Source organism: Stenotrophomonas sp. AGC87 (genome assembly GCF_057333975.1).
Genome location: NZ_JBHFHW010000040.1, coordinates 21690 through 27893, shown reverse-complemented (window position 1 = coordinate 27893; position 6204 = coordinate 21690). Strand labels below are relative to the sequence as shown.

Sequence of the window (6204 nt, the reverse complement as noted above, 5' to 3'; positions counted from 1 at the left end):
GGGGGGGCCGTCTGCTGTTGCGTCAGGGTAGGGAGGCTTAGACCTCCACGCCCTCGTCTTCCTTGTACGCATCAACCGGGATGCAGGCGCACATCACGTTCTTGTCGCCGTAGACGTTGTCCACGCGCGCCACCGGCGGCCAGTACTTCTGCTGGCGCAGGCTGGCCAGCGGGAAGGCCGCCAGTTCGCGTGGGTAGGCATGGGCCCACTCGCTGGCCGAGACCGCCGTGGCGGTGTGCGGGGCGTGCTTGAGCGGGTTGTCCTCGCGGTCCAGACGGCCGTCTTCGATCGCGGCGATTTCCTCACGGATCTGGATCATCGCGTTGATGAAGCGATCCAGTTCGTGCAGCGATTCGCTCTCGGTCGGCTCCACCATCAGCGTGCCGGCGACCGGGAAGCTCAACGTCGGGGCGTGGAAGCCGAAATCGATCAGGCGCTTGGCCACGTCCTCGGCGCCGATGCCGGAGGTCTTCTCCAGCGGACGCACGTCCAGGATGCACTCGTGCGCCACCAGGCCGTTGCGGCCGGTGTACAGCGTCTTGAAGTGCGGGGCCAGGCGCTTGGCGATGTAGTTGGCGTTGAGCAGGGCCACCTGGGTTGCCTTGCGCAGGCCGGCGGTGCCCATCAGCGTGATGTACATCCAGCTGATCGGCAGGATCGAGGCGCTGCCGAAGCTGGCCGCGCTGACCATGCCGACATCGCCTTCGCCGCCCAGCACCTTCGGCAGGAACGGGGCGAGGTGCGACTTGACCGCACACGGGCCGACGCCCGGGCCGCCGCCGCCGTGCGGGATGCAGAAGGTCTTGTGCAGGTTCAGGTGCGAGACGTCCGAGCCCCACTTGCCGGGCTTGGCCACGCCGACCAGGGCGTTCATGTTGGCGCCGTCGGTGTACACCTGGCCGCCGTGCTGGTGCACGATCTCGCAGATCTCCACCACTTCTTCCTCGAACACGCCGTGCGTGGACGGGTAGGTGATCATCAGCGCGGCCAAGCGATCGCTGTACTTCTCCGCATTGATGCGGATGTCGTCCAGGTCGACGTTGCCGTTGGCGTCGGTCTTGGTCACCACGACCTTCATGCCGCACATCTGGGCCGAGGCCGGGTTGGTGCCGTGCGCCGAATCCGGGATCAGGCAGACGTCGCGATGGCCTTCGCCGCGCGAGCGGTGGTAGGCGCGGATCGCCAGCAGGCCGGCGTACTCGCCCTGCGCGCCGGAGTTCGGCTGCAGGCTGACCGCGTCATAGCCGGTGCACTCGACCAGCATCGCTTCCAGGCCGTCGATCAGTTCCTTGTAGCCGGTGGCCTGATCGGCCGGGGCCAGCGGATGGATGTTGGCGAACTCCGGCCAGGTCACCGGGATCATCTCGGCGGTGGCGTTGAGCTTCATGGTGCAGCTGCCCAGCGGGATCATGGTGCGATCCATCGCCAGGTCCTTGTCCGCCAGCGAGCGCAGGTAACGCAGCAGTTCGTGTTCGCTGTGGTGGGTGTTGAACACCGGGTGGGTCAGGAATTCGCTGGTGCGCACCAGATCGGCCGGCAACGCATCGGCGGTGGCCGCATCCAGTGCATCCACGTCGACCGTGGCACCGAACAGCTGGCCGAGCGCGACGATGTCGGCGCGGGTGGCGGTTTCGTCCAGGCTGATGCCGACCGCATCGCTGTCGATCGCACGCAGGTTGATGCGCGCCGCCGCAGCCTTGGCGTGGATCGCCTTGGCGTCCACATCCTTGACGTGCAGGGTGTCGAAGAAGTGCTCGCCCACGTTGACGCCGGCGCCGCGCAGTGCGGCGGCCAGGATCGCGGCCAGGCGGTGGGTGCGGCGGGCAATGCGGGTCAGGCCTTCCGGGCCGTGGTACACGGCGTACATCGAGGCCATCACCGCCAGCAGCACCTGGGCGGTGCAGATGTTGGAGGTCGCCTTCTCGCGGCGGATGTGCTGCTCGCGGGTCTGCAGGGTCAGGCGGTAGGCAGCGTTGCCCTGCGCGTCGACCGAGACGCCGATCAGGCGACCCGGCATCGAGCGCTTGTACGCATCGCGGCAGGCCATGAAGGCGGCGTGCGGGCCGCCGAAGCCGAACGGCACGCCGAAGCGCTGGGAGTTGCCAACCACAATGTCCGCGCCCCATTCGCCGGGGGCGGCGATCAGGGTCAGCGCCAGCAGATCGGTGGCCACCGCGACCAGGCCGCCACGGGCGTGCACGGCATCGGCCAGCGCCTTGTAGTCGCCGATATGGCCGAAGGTATCCGGGTACTGGAGCAGCACGCCGTAGGCCTCGGCTTCCATCGCCTCGGCCGGGGTGCCCACGCGCAGCACGATGCCCATCGGCTCGGCGCGGGTGCGCAACAGTTCCAGCGTCTGCGGGTGCACGGCGTCGTGCACGAAGAACGTATCGGATTTCGACTTGGCCGAGCGCTTGGCCAGGGTCATCGCTTCGGCGGCGGCGGTGGCTTCATCCAGCAGCGAGGCGTTGGCGATTTCCATGCCGGTGAGGTCGGCGCACAGCGTCTGGAAGTTGATCAGCGCTTCCATGCGGCCCTGCGAAATCTCGGCCTGGTACGGGGTGTAGGCGGTGTACCACGCCGGGTTTTCCAGCACATTGCGCAGGATGACGTTCGGGGTGAGTGTGCCGTAGTAACCCTGGCCGATGAAGGTGCGGAACACCTGGTTCTTGTCGGCGATGGCGCGGATCTTGGCCAGCGCCTGCACTTCGGTCAGCGACTCGGGCAGGTCCAGCGGTGCCGGCGACTTGATCCCGGCCGGGACGATCGCATCGGTCAGCGCGTCCAGCGAGGCGTGGCCGACCACGTCGAGCATCTGCGCGATTTCGGCGTCGTTGGGGCCGATATGGCGTTCGACGAACGCGTGGCTGTGTTCAAGCTCGCGCAGGGAGGGGGTGTTCTGGGACATGGCTGGCATCTCGGAGAGTGGGCACGCACGTTCGGAAGGCGGCCGGGGCCAGGGCGCGTCGCGGGCGACAGCGATCCACCGGACCTTGCGGTCTTCCTGGGTGCCCCTCTGTCCTTTTGCCTGAGAGTTTAAAAGCGCGCATCGGCGTGCTTCGTGCCCCTTCGGCGCCGGCACTCGCCGGTCTCTCCAGAGTTTTGGTACGGGTGGTATCGGGCCTGAGCGATTACGGGCGTTGCGCCTTCGGCAGCGGGTGTCCGCTTCTCCCACCATGTAGCCCGGCGATTATAGCCCAGCGCTTTGGGCCGCTGGGCCTTTCCGCTACATGAATACGGGACCATCCCGACCCCGGAAACGTGCCCTCGGGCATGGTGCCGGGCGCGGCAAAGGCCTATGATCACTGGATACTCGTATTCATCTGGCGCCGCCCGTTCCGGGCCAGGCGCCCGCCGTGTAGTGCGCATGGCCGCTGACGGAAGCCCGCATGACGCCCGCCTCACCTTCGACCCGCCGTCTGGCCCTGCTGCTTGCAGGCCTGGCGATGTTCGGTCCGTTCTCGATCGACACCATTTTCCCGGCCTTCCTGTTGCTGGGCGAGCGCATGCAGGTGGACCAGGTCGCGGTGCAGCAGACCATCAGCGTGTACCTGCTGTTCTACGGCTTGATGAGCCTGGCGCACGGCCCGCTGTCGGATGCGTTCGGCCGCAAGCGGGTGATCATCGGCGGGCTGGTGTTGTTCATCGGCGCCTCGATCGGCTGTGCGCTGTCGCGGGACATGACCACGTTGCTGGTGTTCCGCGCACTGCAGGGCGTGACTGCCGGTGTGGGTGTGATCGTCGGCCGCGCCGTGATCCGCGATCTGTACCATGGTGCCGACGCGCAGCGCTTGATGAGCCAGGTCTCGATGATCTTCGGCGTGGCCCCGGCGATCGCCCCGATCATCGGTGGCTGGATCCTGCTCGGCGGCGGCGACTGGCCGCTGATTTTCTGGTTCCTGGTGCTGTTCGGCGTGGTGTTGCTGCTGGCCACCGGCAAGTGGCTGCCGGAAACCCATCCGGTCGAGGCGCGCACGCCGCTGTCGATGCGGGAACTGCTGCGCAGCTATGCGCGGATGGGTTCCAACGCGCGCCTGCTGCGTCTGGCAGCGGCGGGTGCATTCAACTTCTCCGGCATCTTCCTGTACATCGCCTCGGCACCGGTGTTCGTGATGCAGCACCTGAAGCTCGGCGAAGGCGGCTTTGCCTGGTTGTTCATTCCCACCATTGGCGGCATGACCGTGGGCTCGTTCCTGTCCGGGCGGATGGCCGGACGGATCGTGGCGCAGCGACAGATCGCGATCGGGTTTGCGTTGTGCGCTGTCTCGGCGCTGCTGAACTTCGGCTACGTGGCGTCGGTACCGCAGATCGCGCTGCCGTGGGCGGTGATGCCGATTTTCCTGGGCGGCGTCGGCATGGCCCTGATCTTCCCGATCCTGGCGCTGGCCGTGCTGGACATGTACCCGCATCAGCGCGGCCTGGCCTCCTCGATGCAGATGTTCATCCAGCTGATGATCAACACCGTGGTGGCCGGTGTGGTCTCGCCGATGCTCAGCAGCAGCCCGCTGCATCTGGCCTTGGGCTACGCGGGCTTCTTCGCCATCGGCGCCAGCTTCTGGTACTGGGAGCGGCGCTGCGAGCGCCGCCGCGAGGTGCTCACGCCCATCGAGTGATCCGCTTGCACGCCACGCCTGCGCACAACGCAGGCGTGGCGGCATTGCCATGCGTTCACCGCGGCGTATCCTGTGTGTTCGCCAGCCAGTTCGTGCATTACGACAGCCAATACGCTCCCCTGCGGACCCGCGTCCGCCGCATTCCAGGGTGATTGCATGGCTGCCCAGCAGACCTACCGCCTGTTCGATGTCGCGCTCAAGCAGCGCACCGTTCTCTCTCCGTCGCTGACCCGCATGGTCTTCGCTGCGCCCGATGTGGCCAACATGAAGACCGACGGGCCGGATCAGCGCATCAAAGTGTTCTTCCCGCTACCTGGCCAGGCAGCCCCCGAGGTGCCGCAGGGCGAAGACTGGTACGCGCGTTATCGCGCGCTGCCCGACACCGAGCGGGCGCCGATGCGCACCTACACCATCCGTGCACTGCGCCCTGAAGTGGGCGAGGTGGATGTTGATTTCGTACTGCACGGCGACACCGGCCCCGCCTCGCGCTGGGCCATGCAGGCACGTGTCGGCGATCGGGTCGGACTGCTGGCGCCGGACGCCCAGGTCGAGGCCAGCAGCGAGGGCTACGAGTGGAAGCCGCCGGCGCAGGTGAAGCGCGTGCTGTTGGTGGCCGATGACACCGCGCTGCCGGCCGTCGCCGGGATTCTGGAGGCCTTGGCGCAGTGGCCGCAGCCGCCGGAGGTGCAGGCCTTCCTGGAGGTCGAGCACGAGGCGGACGTTCTGCCGCTGCAGGCGCCGATGGGCGCGCAACTGTTCTGGCTGGCCCGCGAGGGCGCCGCGCACGGGCAGCTGCTGCAGGACGCGGTGCGCGCCCGGATTGGTCCATCGGGGACGCGCGGCAGCGAGCAGGAACTCACCGAAATCGACATCGATCAGGACATCCTGTGGGAGCAGGCCAGTGCCGGGGAGGGCGGGCTGTACGCCTGGGTGGCCGGGGAGGCCGGGATGGTGATGGCAATCCGCCGGCATCTGGTAAAGACCTGTGGAATCGACCGGCAGGCCATCACCTTCATGGGCTACTGGCGGCACGGCAAGGTCCTGGATTGAGAGGGCCGCCGGTGCTGCGATACGGGCCCGCCAAGGCCCGTGCGGTATCCTTGGCGCTTTGACGCAGTCCGGATTTCCCCATGTCGACCACCTCCAAACTGCGCCGCGACATCCGCCGGCGCCGTGAAACCCAGGCCGCCAACCGCGAGCAGGCCGCCACCCCGCCGGTCGAGCCGCATGCAGAGCTGCGCGATCAGCAGCGTACGCTGCTGGCCGGCATCGTCCGCCGCGACGGAGAATGGGTGCTGGGGATGGATGGCCGCATTGCCGGTCAGACGCCCAGCGCGGCGCGGGTACTGGCCCTGATCATGCAGGCAGCCGAGCTGCACGAGCGGCAGGGCACTCCTGTCCGGCTGGTGTACTCGGATGCGTTGAAGGATGCCGCGCACGCCGAGGCCAAGGCCGACGGCATGGATTTCGAGCAGTTCAAGACCGAGCTGGCGGCCGCCCTGAAACCCAAGTCGTAGCGTCACGCGCTGTGTGGAGGCGCATGAAAAAACCGGCCTTTCGGCCGGTTTTTTCGTTGCGGGCTGTGGGCGGG

At 67.5% G+C, this 6204-nt stretch carries 4 protein-coding genes and 1 riboswitch; of the genes, 3 read left to right on the top strand and 1 reads right to left on the bottom strand.

The window, feature by feature from the left end; all coding sequences use genetic code 11:
• Positions 1–37: 37 nt before the first annotated feature.
• Positions 38–2917, bottom strand: coding sequence for an aminomethyl-transferring glycine dehydrogenase (gene gcvP, locus ACE026_RS16225; RefSeq protein WP_486039879.1), 2880 nt, complete (start codon positions 2915–2917; stop codon positions 38–40).
• A gap of 89 nt (positions 2918–3006) precedes the next feature.
• Positions 3007–3108: riboswitch (glycine riboswitch) on the bottom strand.
• A 281-nt stretch (positions 3109–3389) separates the two neighbouring features.
• Between gcvP and ACE026_RS16220 the strand changes: the two genes are divergently transcribed.
• The 3 genes from ACE026_RS16220 to ACE026_RS16210 all read left to right on the top strand — a co-directional run bounded on the left by ACE026_RS16220 (position 3390) and on the right by ACE026_RS16210 (position 6130).
• Positions 3390–4613, top strand: coding sequence for a multidrug effflux MFS transporter (locus ACE026_RS16220; RefSeq protein WP_486039877.1), 1224 nt, complete (start codon positions 3390–3392; stop codon positions 4611–4613).
• Positions 4614–4769: 156 nt separating this feature from the next.
• The gene (locus ACE026_RS16215; RefSeq protein WP_486039876.1) at positions 4770–5663 is read left to right on the top strand and encodes a siderophore-interacting protein; all 894 of its coding nucleotides are present in this window, start codon (positions 4770–4772) and stop codon (positions 5661–5663) included.
• 80 nt (positions 5664–5743) lie between these two features.
• Positions 5744–6130 (top strand): hypothetical protein, encoded by a 387-nt coding sequence (locus ACE026_RS16210; RefSeq protein ID WP_259259515.1) that lies wholly within the window; start codon positions 5744–5746, stop codon positions 6128–6130.
• Positions 6131–6204: the final 74 nt, after the last annotated feature.

What these genes read in the sequence shown, in the direction of transcription:
- ACE026_RS16215 (WP_486039876.1), top strand. Translation starts at nt 4,770, where the DNA reads ATGGCTGCCCAGCAGACCTACCGCCTGTTCGATGTCGCGCTCAAGCAG.
- ACE026_RS16220 (WP_486039877.1), top strand. Translation starts at nt 3,390, where the DNA reads ATGACGCCCGCCTCACCTTCGACCCGCCGTCTGGCCCTGCTGCTTGCA.
- ACE026_RS16210 (WP_259259515.1), top strand. Translation starts at nt 5,744, where the DNA reads ATGTCGACCACCTCCAAACTGCGCCGCGACATCCGCCGGCGCCGTGAA.
- gcvP (WP_486039879.1), bottom strand. Translation starts at nt 2,917, where the DNA reads ATGCCAGCCATGTCCCAGAACACCCCCTCCCTGCGCGAGCTTGAACAC.